Genomic DNA, 18,258 nt, shown 5'->3' on the forward strand with positions numbered 1-18,258 from the left:
ATGTTGAGGTGACTCTACGTCCAGCGGACGAGAGATTGTCGAGAGCGGCCGACATACTGAGACGCATGACGAGCACCGCGCTGTACGCGCCGCAGCCGCGCAAGGGATGGCGCCAGCGCCTCCGCGCCGTGGCCGACGCCGCCGTGACGCCGCTCGACCTCGACGACGTGCTCGACCACTTCCACCCCCTGCGCGGGGGCACCGAGCTGCGCGGCCGGGTCGTCGAGGTCCGGCCCGAGACCGCCGAGTCGGCCACGGTCGTGCTCAAGCCGGGTCGTGACTGGGCGGGCCACGTGCCCGGCCAGTACGTCCGGGTCGGCGTCGACGTCGACGGCGTCCGCCTGTGGCGCACCTACTCCCTGACCCACGGCCCTCGTCGCGACGGCTGCATCTCGATCACCGTCAAGGCCATCCCCGGTGGCGTCGTCAGCAACCACCTCGTGCACCGGGTGCGGCCCGGCACGATGGTCCAGCTCGGCCAGGCCGAGGGCGAGTTCGTGCTGCCCGACCCGCTGCCGGCCAAGCTGCTGCTGGTCACCGCGGGCTCCGGCATCACCCCGGTCATCGGGATGCTGCGCAACCTGCACTCGCGGGCCGAGGCCCCGGACACCGACATCGTGCTCGTGCACGTCAACGCCAGCGAGAGCAGCGCTATCTTCCGCGACGAGCTCCGTGCGCACGGCGATGCCGGCCGCCTCCGCCTCGTCGAGCGGTACGACGACCGCGACGGCCTCCTCGACGTGGCCGCCCTCGACGCGCTGGTCCCCGACCTCGACGAGCGCCTGTCCTACGCCTGCGGTCCGGCCGGGCTCCTCGACGCGCTCGAGGCCCACCACGCCGGGCGCGGGCTGCCGCTGACCACGGAGCGCTTCCGCACCCCGCTGCTCGAGGCCGCCGAGGGCGGCGCCGGGGGCACGCTCACGCTGTCCGACGGCACCACCGTCGACGCCGCGGGAGACACCCCCCTGCTCGACGTCGCGGAGGGCGCCGGGGCGCTCATGCCGAGCGGCTGCCGCATCGGCGTCTGCTTCGGCTGCGTCCTGCCGCTGCGCGAGGGGGTCGTCCGCGACCTCCGCAACGGCGAGGTCACCGTGGCCGCTCCCGGCGACGGCGTCGCCATCCAGACCTGCATCAACGCGGCCGCCGGGCCGTGCACGATCGACAACTGAGGAGATCGACATGACCGTCATCACCAAGCAGCCCGTCAGCCCGATCGCCCACCTCACGCCCGAGGACGTCGAGCAGATCGGCGTCGAGCTCGACGCCATCCGCCAGGACGTCCTCGACGCCCGGGGCGAGGAGGATGCGGCGTACATCCGCACGGTCGTCGACGTGCAGCGCAAGCTCGAGCTCGGCTCGCGCGCGGTGCTCCTCGGCTCCGCCCTGCCCCCGCTGTGGGTGCTCGGCACGATCGGCCTGTCGGTGGCCAAGATCCTCGAGAACATGGAGATCGGCCACAACGTCATGCACGGCCAGTGGGACTGGATGCGTGACCCCAAGATCCACTCGACCACCTGGGAGTGGGACAACGCCTCGACCGCCGAGGGCTGGAAGCACTCGCACAACGAGGTCCACCACACCTACACCAACATCGTCGGCAAGGACAACGACCTCGGCTACGGCATCATGCGCGTCGACGAGGACCAGCGCTGGCACCCCTTCCACCTCGGCCAGCCGCTGTGGAACTTCATCAACGCCTGCTTCTTCGAGTACGGCATCGCCGCCTACGACCTCGAGCTCGGCAAGAACCTGTCGGTCCCGAAGGAGAAGCGCTCGGAGGAGTTCAAGGCCAACGCCCGCAAGACGCTGGCCAAGATCCGCAAGCAGGCCACCAAGGACTACGTCGTCCACCCGGCCCTCGGCCTGCCGTTCGGCGCGGTCCTGCCGATCGTCGCCGCCAACTTCACCGCCAACCTCGTGCGCAACCTCTGGTCGCACTCGGTCATCATGTGCGGCCACTTCCCCGAGGGCGTCGAGACCTTCGAGCGCAAGTCGATCCCGGCCGACGAGACCCGCGGCCAGTGGTACGTCCGGCAGATGCTCGGCTCGGCCAACATCTCCGGCTCCAAGGCGATGCACCTGATGACCGGCAACCTCTCGCACCAGATCGAGCACCACCTCTTCCCCGACCTGCCCTCCAGCCGGTACGCCGAGGTCGCGCCGCGCGTGCAGGCCCTGTTCGAGAAGTACGACCTCCACTACCACTCGGCCCCGCTGCCGCAGCAGGTCGCGAGCGCCTGGCACAAGGTCGTCCGCCTCTCCCTGCCCAACGGCTGGCTGGCCACCACGACCCCGAAGAACCTGCCCGAGCAGCTCAAGCTGCTCTGGGGCATGTCGACCAAGGGCCCGAAGGTCCGCCGCGCCGCCCAGGCCCGGCTCGTCCAGCTCGAGAAGCGGCAGAAGGCCGCCCGCGCGGAGAAGGCTGCTGCCTCGGCCTGAGCATCCGTCAGGCGGGTGGGAGATTCTCCGGTTAAGTGGAGAATCTCCCACTCCTGGTGGGGAGTTCCCGACCAGAAGTGGCAGTTTCTCCGGTTAACCGGAGGTTTTGCCGCCGCGCCCCGGACCCCTCAGCCCAGCGCGGCGCCGACCACCTCGCGGGCCGCCTCCTGCACCTGCGCGAGGTGCTCGGGGCCGCGGAAGGACTCGGCGTAGATCTTGTAGACGTCCTCGGTGCCCGAGGGCCGGGCGGCGAACCACGCCGACTCGGTGGTCACCTTGAGCCCGCCGATCTTGGCGCCGTTGCCGGGCGCCTCGGTGAGCTTGGCCGTGATCGGCTCGCCGGCCAGCTCGGTGGCGGTGACGGCGTCGGGGGACAGCGCGGCCAGCGCGGCCTTCTGCGCCCGGTCGGCGGGCGCGTCGATGCGGGCGTACGCCGGCTCGCCGTGCTGGGCGACGAGGTCGGCGTAGTGCTCGCTGGGCGTGCGGCCGGTGCGGGCGATGACCTCGGCGGCCAGCAGGCACAGCAGCAGGCCGTCCTTGTCGGTGGTCCAGGTGGAGCCGTCCATCCGCAGGAACGACGCCCCGGCCGACTCCTCGCCGCCGAACCCGAACGACCCGTCGACCAGCCCCGGCACGAACCACTTGAAGCCCACCGGCACCTCGACGAGCGGCGTGCCCAGGCCCTCGGCGACCCGGTCGATCATCGACGACGACACCAGGGTCTTGCCGATGCGCGCGGTGTCGGGCCAGCCGGGGCGCGCCCCGCCGAAGAGGTGCTGGATGGCCACGGCCAGGAAGTGGTTGGGGTTCATCAGCCCGGCGTCGGGGGTGACGATGCCGTGCCGGTCGGCGTCGGCGTCGTTGCCGGTCGCGACGTCGAACTCGCTGCGCCGCGCGACCAGCGAGGCCATGGCGTCGGGGGAGGAGCAGTCCATCCGGATCTTGCCGTCCCAGTCGAGCGTCATGAAGCGCCACGTCGCGTCGACCAGCGGGTTGACCACGGTCAGGTCGAGGCCGTGCCGGTCGGCGATCTCGCCCCAGTAGTGCACCGACGCCCCGCCGAGCGGGTCGGCACCGATGCGCACGCCCGCGTCGCGCACGGCCGGGAGGTCGACGACCGAGGGGAGGTCGTCGACGTACGCCGCCAGGAAGTCGTAGGAGCCGGCCGTGCGCCGCGCGCGCTCGAACGGCACCCGTCGTACGCCGTCGAGGCCGGCCTCGATCAGCTCGTTGGCCCGGGCGGCGATGACCGAGGTGGCGTCGGAGTCGGCGGGCCCGCCGTGGGGCGGGTTGTACTTGAAGCCGCCGTCGGCGGGCGGGTTGTGCGACGGGGTGACCACGATGCCGTCGGCCAGGCCGGCGCCGCCGGCGCCCAGCGCCTTGCCGGCGTTGGCCCGCAGGATCGCGTGGGAGACGGCGGGGGTCGGGGTGTAGCCGTCGCGGGAGTCGACGAGCACCGTCACGTCGTTGGCCACCAGCACCTCGAGCGCGGTCGCCCACGCCGGCTCGGACAGGCCGTGGGTGTCGCGGCCGATGAACAGCGGGCCGTCGTACCCCTGGGAGCGGCGGTGGTCGCAGATGGCCTGGGTGGTGGCCAGGATGTGCGTCTCGTTGAACGACGTCGTGAGCGACGACCCGCGGTGCCCGCTCGTGCCGAACGCCACCTGCTGGTCGGCCCAGTGCTCGCCCCCCGGCTCGGGGACGCCGGTGTAGTAGGCGGTGACGAGGCGGGCCACGTCGACCAGGTCGGCGGGCTCGGCGGGTTGTCCAGCGCGGGGGTCGGCCATGGCGTCACTCAACCACCTGCCGACCCGCCGGTGTGACCGTGACCACGCCCGCGCGGGCTCGTTGGTCCTGCGTGCGCACCCGCCTCGTCACCTCCCTCCTAGCGCTCCTCGCCCTCGCCGCCACGCTGGCCGCGGTCCCGGCCGCCCCGCCCGCCCCGGCGTACGCCGACCGGTCGGCCGAGGCCCGCCAGCGGCCGGCGCCCCTGGTGCTGGCGACGACGTCCAACCGCCCCGACCTGGTCTCCGGCGGCGACGTCACGGTCACCGTCGGCGTGCCGCGCCGGCTCCAGCGCTCCCTCGTGGTGCGGCTCAACGGGCGCCGGGTCACCGGTCGCTTCGACCGTCGCCCCGACGGCACGGTCGCGGCCTACCTGACCGGGCTGCGGCTGGGTCGCAACGTCGTCACCGCCCGGGCCGGTCGGCGGACGGGGCGGCTCGTGGTGACCAACCACCCGCAGGGCGGCCCGGTGTTCTCCGGCCCGCAGACCCGGCACTACCGCTGCCAGGCCGGCGCCCGCGACCGGCAGTGCAACCAGCGGCCGACCTACCGCTACCTCTACCGCTCGACCAACCCGCTGCGGCCCGGCCTGCAGCCCTACGACCCGGAGCGCCCGCCGTCCGACGTCGCCACGACGACGACCGACCGTGGGGTGCGGGTGCCGTTCGTGGTCCGCCGCGAGAGCGGGTACGCCGACCGCGACCGCTACACGATCCTCACCCTCTGGCAGCCCGGCCGACCGTGGTCGCGCTGGGCGCCGCAGCGGCAGTTCAACCACAAGGTGCTCGTCACCCACGGCGGCGGCTGCGGGGCGTCGTACACCCCGGACGAGCCGCCGCTCGACGACTACTCGGGCACGATCCCCGCCGGCGTGCCGGGCGTGACCCCGTCGTACGTCGCGGCGCTGGGGCGCGGGTTCACCGTGGTCTCGACGGCGCTGGCCAACACCGGCCACAACTGCGACGTCGCGCTCAACGCCGAGTCGGTGATGATGGCCAAGGAGCGGGTCGTCGAGCAGTACGGCTCGATCCGCTACACCATCGGCACCGGCTGCTCGGGCGGCTCGATCGCCCAGCACACGGTGGCCAACGCCTACCCCGGCATCTACCAGGGCCTGGTCACCACCTGCTCCTACCCCGACACGTTCACCGCCGGCGCGCAGTTCGCCGACTACCACCTGCTGCGGCTCTACCTCGAGGACCCCTCGCGCTGGGCGCCGGGCGTGCTGTGGTCGCCGACGCAGTGGGCGGCGGTCGAGGGGCACCTCTCGCACGTCAACGCCGTCGTCGCCGACGAGGGCCTCTACAAGGCGGCGCTGGACCCCGAGCACGACTGCCCCGGCACCCTCGCGCCGCGCCCGGGCGACCCCCGCACCCGGTACGACGACCGCACCAACCCCGGCGGCGTGCGGTGCTCGGTCCTCGACCTGCTGGCCAACCGGCTCGGCACGCGGCCGCGGTCGGCGTGGGGCGCGGAGGAGGAGCGGGTCGGTCGCGGGTTCGGCGGCATCCCGTTCGCCAACACCGGCGTCGTCTACGGCCTCGGCGCGCTGCGCAGCGGTCAGATCACGCCCGCCCAGCTGGTGGACCTCAACGTCAAGATCGGCGGCCTCGACGTCGACTCCCGGCCGGTCCCGCAGCGCATCGCCGGCGACCCCGCGTCGGTCGCCAACGCCTACCGCACCGGCCTGGTCAACGAGGCGACCAACCTGTCCGGGGTCGCGATGATCAACCACGGCGGGCCCGACCCGGGCATCGCCCACGACTACGCCCACGCCTTCTGGACCGAGGACCGCCTCCAGCGCGCGCAGGGCCACACCGACAACCGCGTCATGTGGTTCGGCGCCGTGCCGCTCATCGGCGACGTCCGCTGGGCCACCGACGCGTTCCTCCAGATGGATCGGTGGCTGGCCGCGGTCGAGCGCGACCGGAGCTCGCGGCCGCTGGCCGCGAAGATCACCCGCGCCCGGCTGGCCGTCGGCGTCACCGACCGCTGCTCCCACGTCCCCGGCCTGCTCCAGCTGCCCGGCGCCCGGCCGGGCGACGTGCGCTGCGTGGTGCCCGAGTCGCTGCAGACCCGGCTGTCCACCCCGCGCGAGGTCGCCGGCGGCACCCGCCTCAACGACGTGCTCTCGTGCCGGCTCACGCCGCTGACCCGCTCGATGGTCGACGTCGGCCTGCTGCCGATGTCCGACGCCGAGTACGCCGCGCTCCAGCGCGTCTTCCCGCGCGGCGTGTGCGACAACGCCCGGTTCGGCCTGGGCCAGCAGCCCGCGCAGACCTGGCTCGGCTACGGCACCGCGACGAACGTCGTCCCCGGCGGCCGCAACCTGCCCCGCGTCACCTCGCGCCAGGGCGACAGCCTCCTGGCCCCGTCGTTCCGGTCGCTCCTGCGTCAGTGACGACGCTGACCCGTCGTGGATGACGGGCCGGCGCCGGGCGGTCGAGCGGCACGAGACACCCCGAGAGCGCGAGGCCAGGGGGCGACCGTTCTCAGCGGGTGCTGTCCAGGATCAAGCGCGTTGCCTCACCCGGTGCGTCCCACTGCGGGAAGTGACCGCACCGCTCGAACCAGTGCAGCACCGCGTCGGGGAACAGCTCCGTGGCGCGGGCGGCTTGTCGCGGCAAGGTCACCAAGTCACGTCGACCCCATCCGATCGTGACCCGGCCCGGCACTGTGCCCGCCGCGGCGCCCTCCTGCTTGGGGCCCTTGACCAGAGCGTCCAGCGCGTCGCGCGTGGAGGGGGAGTCCGCCAGTCCGAGCACGTCTGGCAACACGGTCTCGCGAGAGAGTGCCCACGGCCGGACCGACAGCTGCGCCAGCAGGAGGGTCCTGCCCACGGGGTTGCCGAGCAGCGTCGGGAGCCTGCTGCGCAGCGCGCGGACCAGGGCGATCGAGGGCCGCAGGGTTGCCCCGAAGACGGCCTGTTCACGGTCGCTCCAGAAACCGCCTGGGTCCAGGGCCACGGTGTCGCCGCCGACTCCGCGCCGGGCGAGCTCGAGCACGATGCGGGCACCCATCGACTGGCCCACGGTGGAGACCCCGTCCAGTCCCTGCTCGCGGATGAAGTCCGCAACGGAGTCGGTGAGGGTCGCGATCGAGACCTCGCCGGTCAGCGCCGGTGAGACACCGAAGCCGGGAAGGTCGATGGCGATGACCTCTCGATGCTCGGCCAAGTCCTCGATGATGGGAGCCCAGGACCGCGATCCTGCGCCCAGACCGTGCACCATCAGCAGGGGACTGCCGCTTCCGCTCCGAACCTGGTGCAACGTCATGCCAGTGACGCTACTCGGGGGCAGTGACAGGGCACCCGGACCGGGCCCACGGTGGTCGAGGAAGTCGCGCTAGCGGCTGTCTCGAGACCGCTCGACCCGAACGGTCAGCGCCAGCCGAGCGCGGGCGCGACGTGCTCGACGAGCGACTCCAGCAGGTGCGCGTTGTAGTCGACGCCGAGCTGGTTGGGCACGGTCAGCAGCAGGGTGTCGGCGGCGGCGATGGCCTCGTCCTCGGCCAGGTCGCGTACCAGCTGGTCGGGCTCGCCGGCGTACGTCTTGCCGAAGCGGGCGGTGCCGCCGTCGAGGTGGCCGACCTGGTCCTGGCTGCGCGACTCGCCGCCGAAGTAGGCGCGGTCGAGGTCGCTGGTGATCGGGAAGATGCTCCGGCTGACCGAGACCCGCGGCTCGAAGGCGTGGCCGGCGGCCGTCCAGGCGGCACGGAACTTCGCGATCTGCTCGGCCTGCAGCTGGTGGAAGGGGATGCCCTTCTCCTCCAGCAGCAGGGTGGAGCTCATCAGGTTCATGCCCTGCTCGGCCGCCCACTCGGCGGTGCCGCCGGTGGCGGCGCCCCACCAGATGCGCTCGCGCAGGCCGGGGGCGTGCGGCTCGAGGCGCAGCAGGCCGGGCGGGTTGGGGAACATCGGCCGCGGGTTGGGCTCGGCGAACCCCTCGCCGCGCAGCACCTCGAGCAGCACGCGGGTGTGCTCGCGCGCCATGTCGGCGTGGTCCTGGCCCTCGGCGGGCTGGTAGCCGAAGTAGCGGTAGCCGTCGACGACCTGCTCCGGTGAGCCGCGGCTGATGCCGAGCTGCAGCCGGCCGGCCGAGATCAGGTCGGCGGCGCCGGCGGTCTCGGCCATGTAGAGCGGGTTCTCGTAGCGCATGTCGATCACGCCGGTGCCGATCTCGATGCGGCTCGTGCGCGCCGCGACCGCCGAGAGCAGCGGGAACGGCGAGGCGAGCTGCCGCGCGAAGTGGTGGACCCGGTAGTAGGCCCCGTCGACGCCGAGCTCCTCCGCGGCGACGGCGAGGTCGATCGACTGGAGCAGCGCGTCGGACGCCGTGCGCACCTGCGACTGCGGCGACGGCGTCCAGTGCCCGAAGTTCAAGAAGCCGATCTTCTTCGTCATGCCCCACCCAACGTGGTTGAAGCGTCAATGATTCCCGGCGGCCCGTCCGGCCCGGGCGGTCACACCTCGAGCCGCACGTCGTGGTCCTCGACCCAGCGGTCGATCCCGATCATCCGGTCGAAGAGCCCCTGCTGCCCCGGCTGCGGGTCGCGGGCGAGGTCGCGCAGGGCGTCGACGTCGGCCAGGTGGGTCAGGGCGGAGTCGGGCCGGTCGAGGCGGTCGAGCAGCTCGCGGGCCACGCCCTCGACGTACCCGCGGTCCTGGGTGGCCGGGTAGGGGCTCTTGACCCGGTCGACGACCGACGGCGGCAGGAGGTCGCGGGTCGCGGCGCGCAGCAGGCTCTTCTCGCGGCCGTCGAAGGTCTTCATCGACCACGGGGTGTCGACGACGTACTGCACGAGGCGGTGGTCGCAGAACGGCACCCGCACCTCCAGGCCGACGGCCATGCTCATCCGGTCCTTGCGGTCGAGCAGGGTGGGCAGGAAGCGGGTCAGGTAGAGGTGGAACACCTCGCGCATCCGCCGCTCCTCGCCGGTCTCGCCGTCGAGGCGCGGACCCTCGGCGAGCGCGGCGTCGTACTGCTCGGCCAGGTGGGCGTCGAGGTCGAGCGCCTTCTCCACCGGCGGCGCCAGGTGGCGGTCGCCGACCATCCGGGCCATGCCGCCGTGCAGCCACGGGAACGACCCGGAGCCGATCGCGGCCGGGTCGTGGAAGTCGGCGTACCCGCCGAAGACCTCGTCGGCCGACTCGCCGCTGACCGCGACCGTCGAGCGCTCGCGGATGGCCTTGAAGAGCAGGTAGAGCGAGGTGTCCATGTCGCCCAGGCCGGGCAGGTCGCGCGCGTGCAGCACCGCCCGGCGGGCGGCCGGGTCGAGCAGGGCGGCGTTGTCGAGCACGATGTCGGTGTGGTCGCTGCGCACGTGCGCGACCACGTCGGCGACGTACGGCGCGTCGGGGGTCGGGCGGAGGTCGTCGGCCTGGAAGCCCTCGGTGTAGCCGACGAAGTCGACCGCGAACGACCGCACCGGCTCCTCGCCGAGCTCGCGGGCCGCGATCGCGGTCAGGGCGGAGGAGTCGAGGCCACCAGAGAGCAGGGTCCCGATCGGCACGTCGGCCACGAGCTGGCGGCGGGTGGTGTCGAGCAGCAGCTCGCGCACGGTGTCGATCGTGGTGTCGAGGTCGTCGGTGTGCTCGTGGGCCTCCAGCCGCCAGTAGCAGTGCTCGTGCACCCCGTCGCGGTCGACGCGGACGACGTGGCCGGGCTTGACCTCCCGCATCCCCCGGTACGGCGCCGCGCCGGGCGTGTGCACGAACCCGACGACCTGGCGCAGGCCGTCCTCGTCGACGACGGCCTCGACCTCGGGGTGGGCGAGGATCGCCTTGGGCTCCGAGCCGAACAGCACGCCGTGGGCGGTCGGGTGGTAGTAGAGCGGCTTGACGCCGAGCCGGTCGCGGACGAGCAGCAGCGACTGCTCCCGGGCGTCCCAGACGGCGTAGGCGAACATGCCGTTGAGCCGCTCGACGGCTGCGGCGCCGCGGCGGCGGTGCTCGTGCAGCACGACCTCGGTGTCGCTGTGGGTGACCAGCTCGACGCCGTCGGCCCGCTGCTCCGCGCGGAGCTCGCGGAAGGTGTAGGTCTCACCGCTGTAGACGATGACCAGGTCGTCCTCGCCGGGCTGGTCGGCCGGGCGCCGCCGGCCGGTGCGGGCGTCGACGCACATCGGCTGGTCGCCGCGCTCGACGTCGATCACTGCGAGCCGGCGGTGGCCCAGGACGGCGTGCTCGCCGACGTGCAGGCCCGCCGCGTCCGGCCCCCGGCACGCCATGGTCGCGGTCATCGCCGCGCCCACCTCGCCCTGGCCGCGCAGGTCGCGCTCGAAGTCGATCCAGCCGGTGATGCCGCACATGGTGGTCCTTCCGTCCGAGTGGCGGGGGGTGCACCCACCAGGCTCGTCCAGATGGTTGAGTTGGGCAACCTTCTCGGGAGGGGTGTGAGCGACCTCTCAGCCGCGGACGAGGGGTGGGGCGTCCTCGACCACCCGGTGGTCGAGGAGGGCCGCCTGGCGGCCCGTCTCGAGGCCACGCCACCGCAGCGGTCAGGGATAGGTGGTGCCCGTCGTGCGCTCGCTCAGCTGCCACAGCTCGCGGGCCGCACGCTCGTCGCGCGAGAGCCGGCTGCCGGCGGTGACCCGGGGCGGGCCGCCCATCTCGCCGGGGCCGCTCGGGCCGACGTACGTGCCGCCGGGGAGGTCGGCGGTGGCGGCCATCAGGGTCGGCCAGGCGCCGGCAGCGGCGGACTGCGAGACCGCGCGGACCGCGGCGTCGAGGACCGAGGCGACGCCGCCCGAGGACCGGCCGTACTGCCCGTTGGCCGCGAGGTGCGTGCCCGCGAACCCGGGGTGGGCCGCGAGCGCCTTGACCGGCACGCCGCCCTCGCGGCAGCGCCGGTCGAGCTCGGCGGTGAAGAGCAGGTTGGCCAGCTTGGTCTGCCCGTAGACCCGCCAGGTGCGGTAGGGGCCGCGCCCCGGGCGGGTCGGGTCGTCGAGGGGGGCGCGGCCGGCGTACCGGTGGTACTGCGAGGACACCGTCACCACGGTCGCCGCGCCGCTGACCACCAGCTGCGGGAGCAGGAGGCCGGTGAGCAGGAACGGGCCGAGGTGGTTGGTCGCGAGCTGCAGGTCGAGGCCGTCGGCGGTGCGGGCCCGCGCGGTGCCCATGACGCCGGCGTTGTTGACCAGCACGTCGATCGCGCCGAACCGTGCCGCCGCGGCCGCCGCGTGGCGCACCGAGGAGAGGTCGGACAGGTCGACGACGAGCGTGTCGAGCCCGGCTCCCGGGACCTCGGCGGCGATGCTGCGCGCGGTCTCGTCGAGCTTGCCGGCCGTGCGGCCGGCGAGCACGACGCGGGCGCCGCGACGGGCCAGCTCGAGCGCGGTGTGGTGGCCGAGCCCGCCGACCGACGGACCGGTGACGACGACCGTGCGCCCGGCCTGGTCGGGGATGTCGGCGAGCGTCCAGCGGTCGGTCGGCGCCGGCCTCACGGGGTCGTCGCCATCACCGACAGGACGCGCCGGCCGAGGTCGGCGTCGCCCTCGACGGTCACCGCGCCGGCCCCCAGCTCCTCCGCCGTACGCCGCCCGCCGGCGAGCACCACGAACGCCTCGCGTCCGAGCCGCAGCGCCAGGGTCGGGTCGGCCGGGAGGTCCGGCAACCGCCGGCCGCGGCCGTCGTCGCCGATGGCGAAGGCCAGGGTCGGGCTGCCCTCGACGTCGAGCACGGCGGTCGTGCCGGGCGGGGCCGCGGCCTTCTTGGCCAGCACGTAGCCGAAACCCTCGGCCAGGTAGTCGGCGGTGTGCGCCGCGGCGGGGGAGTCGAGGCCGCCGGGGCGGCCGACCGCGCGGCGCACGTCCTGCTCGTGCATCCACACGTCGAGCGGGCGGTTGCGCAGCAGCGTCTCCCAGGTCCACGGCACGCCGCCGAAGATCGTGGTCGGCCGGGCCGCGGGGTCGGTGGGCGGGTCGGCCAGCAGCTGCTCGTGGCGCAGCGCCGTGACCTCGCGGATCTCGGCCACGATGTCGGCCGGCGCGGCGTCGCGGCGGTTGACCACGCCGATCTCGGTGTAGAGGCCCATCAGGCCCGTGACGTGGGGCGGCTCGCCGACCTCGGCCGTCTCCTCGGGCCGACCGGCCAGCACCGACTCCAGGTGGGCGGTGTGGGCAGCGCAGGCCCGCACGTCCCAGCCGGCGAGGTCGGTGGGGGTGGTCCACTGCGCGTCGGGGACCTCGTCGAGCAGGGCGCAGAAGTCCTGCACGGCCTGCCACCAGGTCTCCACCCAGGCGGCGAGGCGGGCGTCGTCGGGCTCGCTCATGGCCGCGACTGTAGTGACTCCGGACCGGCCGGGGAGCGGTCAGTCGTCGCGGTACTCGGAGTCGTAGTAGGTGTTGTCGTAGACCTCGATCTCGTCGACCTGGGCGCCCTCCGGGGCCAGGAACCCGGTGCAGTCGAGCGCCGCGCTCCGCTCGAACGGGATCGAGGCCGGGCCGTCGCAGCGGACCGTGTCGAGCAGCGTGTCGTCCTGGTAGAGCCGGAAGGTGAGCGAGACCGACTCCGCCTCCTCGTCGCGGCGCTCGTTGGTGACCTCGAGCGGCCCGACCTCGAGGTTGCCCTGCGGGGTGGTCGAGACGCTCCAGCCCTCGTCGTAGGTGAAGCCCCGGATGCTGAACCCCTCGCCCTCCTCGACCGTCAGCGCCTGCGTGATCGAGCCGGGGTAGGTGCGGTCGAAGGAGTCGCCGACCCGGGCGACGGAGAAGACCACGAGCGCGACCAGGCCGCCGCAGCCGAGCAGCATGACGCCGCCGACGGCGAGGAGGATGTTGCGGGTCGTGTGGTCCCGGCGGGGCGGGAAGGCCTGGTAGGGGTTCGGGTAGCCGCCCGCGGAGTACGGCGTGTACGGCTGGTGGGGGTCCTGCCGGTAGGGGTCTTGTCCGTACGGCGGCTGCTGCGACATGCCGGGCAGTGTTGCCCTCCGGCCGGGTGGTCAACCCCGGTCTCAGGCGCCGCGGGCGAGACCGGCCGCGATGAGGAGCATCGTCAGCCCGATCAGCACGTCGAGCACCCGCCACGCCCGCTCGGTCGACAGGGCGCGGTGGGCCAGCCGGGCGCCGTACCCGAGGCCGGTGAACCACACGACGCTCGCCGTCATCGCGCCCGCGCCGAACCACCACCGGTGGTCGTTGGCCGAGGCGACCGAGCCGAGCAGCAGGACGGTGTCGAGGTAGACGTGCGGGTTGAGCCAGGTCAGGGCCAGGGCCGTGCGCACCGCGGTGGCGGCCGTGGCCGAGCCGCCCGTCGCGGCCTGCAGCGATCCGCCCCGGCGGGCCCGGAGCAGCGCGCTGACGCCGTACCAGGTGAGGAACGCGACGCCCGCCCACCGCACGACGTCGACCAGCCACCCGGCCTGCTCGACCAGTGTGCCGATGCCGGCGACACCGGCGGCGATGAGCAGCAGGTCGCTGACCGCGCACACCGCGACCACCGGGCCGACGTGGCGGCGGGCCAGCCCCTGGCGCAGGACGAACGCGTTCTGCGCCCCGATGGCCACGATCAGGCCGAGCCCGGTGAGCAGGCCGGCGAGGGCGGAGGCGGTCACGGGGTCGACGCTAGGGCCGCCCTGTCGTTCAGTCCAACGACATGATCTTGACACGGTTTAGCATCGCTGCATGCACCCCGAGCAGCTCGCCGCTCTGGCCGCGATCGTCGACCACGGCACGTTCGAGGCGGCGGCTCGGCACCTGCACGTCACGACCAGCGCGGTCAGCCAGCGCATCAAGGCCCTCGAGTCGGCCTCGGGCCAGGTCCTCGTCCGCCGTACGGCGCCGTGCACCGCCACCGCGGCCGGCGAGCCGCTCGTGCGGCTGGCCCGGCAGTGGGAGCTGCTCCGGGCCGAGGCCGCCGCGGTGGTCGGCGGGAGCGCCGCCGCGCTCGACCTGGCGGTGGCGGTCAACGCCGACTCGCTCGCCACGTGGTTCCGCGGGGTGGTGGCCGAGGTGGCCGGCTGGGAGGGCGTCTCCCTGCGGTTGCACGTGGAGGACCAGGGCTTCTCCGCCGACCTGCTGCGCCGCGGCGAGGTGCTGGGTGCCGTCACCTCCGACCCGGTGGCGGTCCAGGGCTGCCGGGTCGAGCCGCTGGGGTCGGTGCGCTACCGGCCCGCGGCGGCGCCGGCCTTCGCGGAGCGGTGGCGCCGCGGGCGCGGCCCCGAGTGGGCGTCGATGCCGGTCGTGGTGTTCAACGCCAAGGACGCCCTGCAGCGCGACCTGCTCGCGGCGCGCGGGCTCGGTGACCCGCCCGTCGTGCACCGGGTGCCGACCTCGGCCGACTTCCACGAGGCCGTGCGGCTCGGGCTCGGCTGGGGCCTGCTGCCGCCGGCGCAGCTCGAGCCCGACCTGGCCTCCGGTGCGCTCGTGCCGCTCTCGTCACGCGACCACGTCGACGTACCGCTGTTCTGGCAGCGGTGGCGCGTGGCCTCCGGGCTGCTCGACCGGCTGACGGTGGCGGTGCGGGCGGCGTTCGAGGCCGCCGGCGGCTAGGCGACCGCCACGCGGATCTCGTCGGCCGTCGACAGGTCCTCGGTGGTGAAGCTCCGGCACTCCAGCTCCACCCGGTCGCCCCGGCGCACGCCGGTCATGCCTGGGCCGCGGGTGTCGCGGCACGTCACGTCGTCCAGCAGGTCGCCGCCCGCATAGAAGGACATCGACAGGACCAGGTACGCCCCTCGTCGCTCGGTGTTGGCGACGTTCTCGCCGGTGATCTCGAAGACGGTCGCGCCGGAGTCGTCCACCTCGGGCGCCCACCCTCCGTCGAGGTCGAACCCGTCGAGCGAGAAGGCCTGGCCCTCCTCGACGGTGACGGGTCCCTGGGGCAGGTCGCCGCCGCTGTCGTCGCCGAGCAGCCCGCAGCCCGGGACGACCAGGGCGAGGGGGACGAGGCCGAGCAGGAGAGCGGGGCGACGCATGGGCCCACCCTGCCCCACGCGCCGAAAACCACGCTGACCCGCCGTGGATGACGACGGGTCAGCTGGGGAGTGGTGCGAGGGGCGTCAGAAGGCGCTCTCGTCGAGCTCCATCAGGTCGAGGTCGGTGGCCTCGAGGATGGCGCGCTCCGCGGTCAGGCGGGGCAGGTTGGTGCGGGCGAAGAACTGCGCCGCGGCGACCTTGCCCTCGTAGAAGGCCTGGTCGCGACCGGCGTCGCCGCCGAGCTTGGTCAGCGCGACCTCGGCCTGGCGCAGCAGCAGCCAGGCGCAGACCAGGTCGCCGAGGGCCATCAGCAGGCGGGTCGTGTTGAGACCCACCTTGTAGATGTTGGAGATCTCGCCCTGGGCCGACATGAGGTCGTTGATCATGTGGCCGACCATCGCGTTGGCGTCGTCGAGCGCGGTGGCGAGCAGCTGGCGCTCGTTCTTCAGGCGACCGTTGCCGGCCTCGCTGTCGATGAACTGCTGGACCTGCGCGGCCACGTGGCCGAGCGCGGCGCCCTGGTTCTTGACGATCTTGCGGAAGAAGAAGTCCTGGCCCTGGATCGCGGTGGTGCCCTCGTACAGGGTGTCGATCTTGGCGTCGCGGACGTACTGCTCGACCGGGTACTCCTGCAGGAAGCCCGACCCGCCGAGCGTCTGCAGCGACTCGGTGCCCAGCAGCACCCAGGAGCGCTCCGAGCCGTAGCCCTTGACGATCGGGAGCAGCAGGTCGTTGACGGCGTGGGCGAGCTTGTAGTCGTCGGCGCGCTCGCCGTGCTGGCTGCCCTCGTGCTCGATGATCGCGATCTGGTCCTGCCAGGTCGCGGTGTAGATGACCAGGGCCCGCATCGCCTCGGCGAACGACTTCTGCGTCATCAGCGAGCGGCGCACGTCGGGGTGGTGGGTGATCGTGACGCGCGGCGCGGTCTTGTCGCCCGACCTGGCCAGGTCGGCGCCCTGGAGGCGGCTCTTGGCGTAGTCGAGGGCGTTGAGGTAGCCGGTGGAGAGGGTGGCGATGGCCTTGGTGCCGACCATCATCCGGGCGTTCTCGATGACCTGGAACATCTGCGCGATGCCGTCGTGGACCTCACCGAGGAGGTAGCCGACGCACGCCTCGCCGCCGCCGACCCCCGGGTCGCCCATGGTGAGCTCGCAGGTGTTGGAGACCTTCAGGCCCATCTTGTGCTCGACGTTGGTGACGTAGGCGCCGTTGCGGGCGCCGAGCTCACCGGTCTCGAGGTCGAAGTGGTACTTCGGCACGATGAACAGGCTCAGGCCCTTGGTGCCGGGGCCGCCCGCGCCCTCGACGCCGACCGGGCGGGCGAGGACGAAGTGGATGACCTGCTCGGTCAGGTCGGACTCGGCCGAGGTGATGAAGCGCTTGACGCCCTCGATGTTCCAGGTGCCGTCGGCGTTGGCCGTGGCCTTGGAGCGACCCGCGCCCACGTCGGAGCCGGCGTCGGGCTCGGTCAGCACCATGGTGCCGATCCAGCCCTGCTCCACCATGAGCTCGGCGATCTTCTTGTCGCGGTCGGTGCCGTTCTTGTAGGCGATGCCGGCGAACATCGAGCCCGCGCCGTACATCCACAGCGCCGGGTTGGCGCCCAGCACCATCTCGCCCATGCCCCACACGACGCTGCTCGGCGCCGGGGTGCCGCCGAGCTCGGCCATCGTGGACAGGCGCCAGAACTCGGAGTCCATCCAGGTCTGGTAGCTCTTCTTGAACGACTCGGGCAGCGGCGCGGTGTTGGTCTGCGGGTCGAAGACCGGCGGGTTGCGGTCGGAGTCGACGAACGAGGCCGCGAGGTCGTTCGTCGCGAGCGACTCCACCTGGGCCAGGATCTCGCGGACGGTCTCGGCGTCGATCTCGGCGAACGGGCCGGTGCCCAGGACCTCGTCGCGACCGAACACCTCGAAGAGGTTGAACTCGATGTCGCGCAGGTTGCTCTTGTAGTGGCTCACGGGTGTTCCTCGCTGCTCGGGGGTGGCCGGGCGATCGTGCTACCGGCGGGTTCTACTGATGAGTAACTTCATGGTACGAGGGCAGCCAAGCGGCTCGCAAGACTTCGGGCACAGAGGTGGCGAGCGTCTCCGCGGCGGCGACCTGCACGTCGTCCCCCCTTTGGTCCAGTACCTGACCCGAGATATCTGACAGACTCTGGACATGCGAGTTTCCGCCAAGTCCGACTACGCGTTGCGCGCCCTCATCGAGATGGCCGGACGCGCGGACGGCAAGGCGGTCAGCGCCGAGGAGCTCGGACGGCTCCAGGAGATCCCCCACGGCTTCCTGCAGGCGATCCTCGCCGACCTCCGCCGCGCCGGCATCGTGATGTCGCAGCGCGGCCAGTCCGGCGGCTGGCGCATGGGACGCCCCGCCGACGACGTCTCCGTCGCCGACGTCATCCGCGCCGTCGACGGACCCCTCGTGTCCGTCTACGGCCTGCGCCCCGAGTCCGTCAGCTACAACGAGCGCGCCGACGTCCTCCAGCACGTCTGGATCGCCGCCCGCCGCTCGCTGCGCGACGTGTTCGAGGAGGTCTCGATCCAGCAGCTCTCCGACGGCAAGCTCCCCAAGGCCGTCACCTCCCGCACCGCCGACGACGACGCCTGGCTGCCGCACTGAGTTGTCGGGAGTCTTGCGGGCTCCCGCGTCCGCCTCGCCCGCGCCACCTGGGCTCGCTGCCGCCTGCTGGGTACGGCGGGCGGTCCGGACGCCGGGTCGTGCGCCCTGTGGTCCGGTCCTGCTGTGGTCGGGGCGCCTCCCGGGGGTCGGGGCCGACCGGCTGACCGGGCCACTCGGTGGTCGAGGAAGGCGCGCTGGCGCCTGTCTCGAGACCGCCTTGCCGGCTGCGGTCGTGTGGTCTCGAGACGGGACTTCGTCCCTCCTCGACCTCCGTGTGGGTCGGCCGAGGAGCTGATCGGGCCACTCGGTGGTCGAGGAAGGCGCGCTGGCGCCTGTCTCGAGACCGCCTCGTCGGCTGCGGTCGTGTGGTTTCGAGACGGGACTTCGTCCCTCCTCGACCTCCGTGTGGGTCGGCCGAGGAGCTGATCGGGCCACTCGGTGGTCGAGGAAGGCGCGCTGGCGCCTGTCTCGAGACCGCCTCGTCGGCTGCGGTTGTGT

The 18,258-nt window shown here is 73.1% G+C and carries 15 protein-coding genes; 5 read left to right on the forward strand and 10 right to left on the reverse strand.

The features are described 5' to 3' along the window. The first annotated feature begins 65 nt into the window (after nt 1-65). Nucleotides 66-1,169 carry a ferredoxin reductase gene (locus FJQ57_RS21860; RefSeq protein WP_139984483.1) on the forward strand — a complete coding sequence of 368 codons (1,104 nt, stop codon included), beginning with the start codon at nt 66-68 and terminating at the stop codon, nt 1,167-1,169. Nucleotides 1,170-1,179: 10 nt separating this feature from the next. Beyond that, nucleotides 1,180-2,439 (forward strand): fatty acid desaturase family protein, encoded by a 1,260-nt coding sequence (locus tag FJQ57_RS21865; protein ID WP_139984485.1) that lies wholly within the window; start codon nt 1,180-1,182, stop codon nt 2,437-2,439. Between the two features lie 128 nt (nt 2,440-2,567). Here the strand turns inward: FJQ57_RS21865 and pgm are convergent, their stop codons facing one another. Next, on the reverse strand, nt 2,568-4,226 hold the full coding sequence (gene pgm, locus FJQ57_RS21870; protein ID WP_139984487.1) for a phosphoglucomutase (alpha-D-glucose-1,6-bisphosphate-dependent): 1,659 nt from the start codon (nt 4,224-4,226) through the stop codon (nt 2,568-2,570). Nucleotides 4,227-4,297: 71 nt separating this feature from the next. Between pgm and FJQ57_RS21875 the strand changes: the two genes are divergently transcribed. Continuing rightward, entirely contained in the window at nt 4,298-6,625 is a 2,328-nt protein-coding gene (locus tag FJQ57_RS21875) for a DUF6351 family protein (protein WP_139984489.1), read from the forward strand. A gap of 91 nt (nt 6,626-6,716) precedes the next feature. On the opposite strand, the gene FJQ57_RS21880 is transcribed toward FJQ57_RS21875, so the two are convergent. From FJQ57_RS21880 to FJQ57_RS21910, 7 genes are all read right to left on the reverse strand, one after another. Next, nucleotides 6,717-7,499 carry an alpha/beta fold hydrolase gene (locus tag FJQ57_RS21880; protein WP_139984491.1) on the reverse strand — a complete coding sequence of 261 codons (783 nt, stop codon included), beginning with the start codon at nt 7,497-7,499 and terminating at the stop codon, nt 6,717-6,719. 104 nt (nt 7,500-7,603) lie between these two features. Then, the gene (locus FJQ57_RS21885) at nt 7,604-8,626 is read right to left on the reverse strand and encodes an LLM class flavin-dependent oxidoreductase (RefSeq protein WP_139984493.1); all 1,023 of its coding nucleotides are present in this window, start codon (nt 8,624-8,626) and stop codon (nt 7,604-7,606) included. A 59-nt stretch (nt 8,627-8,685) separates the two neighbouring features. After that, entirely contained in the window at nt 8,686-10,533 is a 1,848-nt protein-coding gene (asnB, locus tag FJQ57_RS21890) for an asparagine synthase (glutamine-hydrolyzing) (RefSeq protein ID WP_139984495.1), read from the reverse strand. Nucleotides 10,534-10,722: 189 nt separating this feature from the next. Beyond that, nucleotides 10,723-11,667 carry an oxidoreductase gene (locus FJQ57_RS21895; protein WP_139984497.1) on the reverse strand — a complete coding sequence of 315 codons (945 nt, stop codon included), beginning with the start codon at nt 11,665-11,667 and terminating at the stop codon, nt 10,723-10,725. Then, nucleotides 11,664-12,494 carry a maleylpyruvate isomerase family mycothiol-dependent enzyme gene (locus FJQ57_RS21900; protein WP_139984499.1) on the reverse strand — a complete coding sequence of 277 codons (831 nt, stop codon included), beginning with the start codon at nt 12,492-12,494 and terminating at the stop codon, nt 11,664-11,666. Before FJQ57_RS21900 ends, FJQ57_RS21895 begins: the two co-directional genes overlap by 4 nt. Nucleotides 12,495-12,533: 39 nt before the next feature. After that, nucleotides 12,534-13,133, reverse strand: coding sequence for a hypothetical protein (locus tag FJQ57_RS21905; protein ID WP_139984501.1), 600 nt, complete (start codon nt 13,131-13,133; stop codon nt 12,534-12,536). Between the two features lie 42 nt (nt 13,134-13,175). Further along, nucleotides 13,176-13,775, reverse strand: coding sequence for a LysE/ArgO family amino acid transporter (locus tag FJQ57_RS21910; RefSeq protein WP_139984503.1), 600 nt, complete (start codon nt 13,773-13,775; stop codon nt 13,176-13,178). A gap of 70 nt (nt 13,776-13,845) precedes the next feature. On the opposite strand from FJQ57_RS21910, the gene FJQ57_RS21915 reads away from it, so the two are divergent. Next, entirely contained in the window at nt 13,846-14,712 is an 867-nt protein-coding gene (locus tag FJQ57_RS21915) for a LysR family transcriptional regulator ArgP (RefSeq protein ID WP_139984505.1), read from the forward strand. Here FJQ57_RS21915 and FJQ57_RS21920 read toward each other — a convergent pair. Both FJQ57_RS21920 and FJQ57_RS21925 read right to left on the reverse strand, forming a co-directional pair. Then, nucleotides 14,709-15,137 (reverse strand): hypothetical protein, encoded by a 429-nt coding sequence (locus FJQ57_RS21920; RefSeq protein ID WP_139984507.1) that lies wholly within the window; start codon nt 15,135-15,137, stop codon nt 14,709-14,711. The genes FJQ57_RS21915 and FJQ57_RS21920 overlap by 4 nt on opposite strands. 84 nt (nt 15,138-15,221) lie before the next feature. Then, nucleotides 15,222-17,099, reverse strand: coding sequence for an acyl-CoA dehydrogenase (locus FJQ57_RS21925; RefSeq protein WP_139984509.1), 1,878 nt, complete (start codon nt 17,097-17,099; stop codon nt 15,222-15,224). 202 nt (nt 17,100-17,301) lie between these two features. Between FJQ57_RS21925 and FJQ57_RS21930 the strand changes: the two genes are divergently transcribed. After that, nucleotides 17,302-17,760 (forward strand): RrF2 family transcriptional regulator, encoded by a 459-nt coding sequence (locus tag FJQ57_RS21930; protein ID WP_139984511.1) that lies wholly within the window; start codon nt 17,302-17,304, stop codon nt 17,758-17,760. The last annotated feature ends 498 nt before the right edge of the window (nt 17,761-18,258 follow it).

It is taken from the genome of Nocardioides litoris (assembly GCF_006346315.1).
Classification (GTDB): Bacteria; Actinomycetota; Actinomycetes; order Propionibacteriales; family Nocardioidaceae; genus Nocardioides; species Nocardioides litoris.